Raw genomic sequence first — 608 nt, forward strand, 5'->3', positions numbered from 1 at the left:
TTTTTTCCCCCCCTCTTTTTTCCTTCTCCTTTTCCCTTCTTTCCTTTCTTCTTTTTCCTCTTCTTTCCCTTCTCTTCCTTCCCCTCCCCCCTTCTCTCTCTCCTCTTCCTCTCTTCCTCCCCTTCCTCCTTCCTCTCTCCTTCTCTCCCCTCTCGCTGCCTCCGGCCGCCTCTTCCTCTTCTTTCTCCCCTTCCTCCCTCTTCCCCTCTTTCTTCTTCCCCCCTTTCCTTTTTCCTCCCTCCCCCACCTTCCCTTAATAATATCTAGTTAGTCCTTCCCTCCCTTCCTCCTCCTCTTTTCCCTCTCTTTCCCTCCCTTCCCCCCCTCTTCTCCCTCTCTTTTCCTCCCCTTTTCTTGTTCCTCTCCAGTCTCTGGTTTTTTGTCTTTTTCTTTCCTTTCCTTTTTTCCTCCTTCCTTTTCCTGTCCCGACTTCTCTTTTTTCCCCTTTTCTCTTCCTTTCTTTTCTTCCTTCCCCCTTCCTCCTTTTCTTCTTCCCTCTCCCTTCTTCCGTCCATCCCCTTGCCTTCTCCTCTTCCCCTCTCCCTTCTTTTCTTTTTTTCCTCCTTCCTTCTTCTCTCTTTTCCTTTTCCTCTCCTTCTCCTCTCCTT

At 49.5% G+C, this 608-nt stretch carries 2 protein-coding genes; both read right to left on the minus strand.

Going from position 1 to position 608, the window contains the following annotated elements:
• Positions 1-247: hypothetical protein (locus E1963_RS23730; RefSeq protein ID WP_201272104.1), on the minus strand; the 247-nt coding region annotated here is incomplete at its 3' end.
• 6 nt (positions 248-253) lie between these two features.
• Positions 254-608, minus strand: a 355-nt coding sequence (locus tag E1963_RS23735) for a hypothetical protein (protein ID WP_201272105.1), incomplete at its 5' end; no start/stop codon positions are given.

Source organism: Extibacter muris (assembly GCF_004345005.1).
In the GTDB taxonomy this organism is placed as follows: domain Bacteria; phylum Bacillota; class Clostridia; order Lachnospirales; family Lachnospiraceae; genus Extibacter; species Extibacter muris.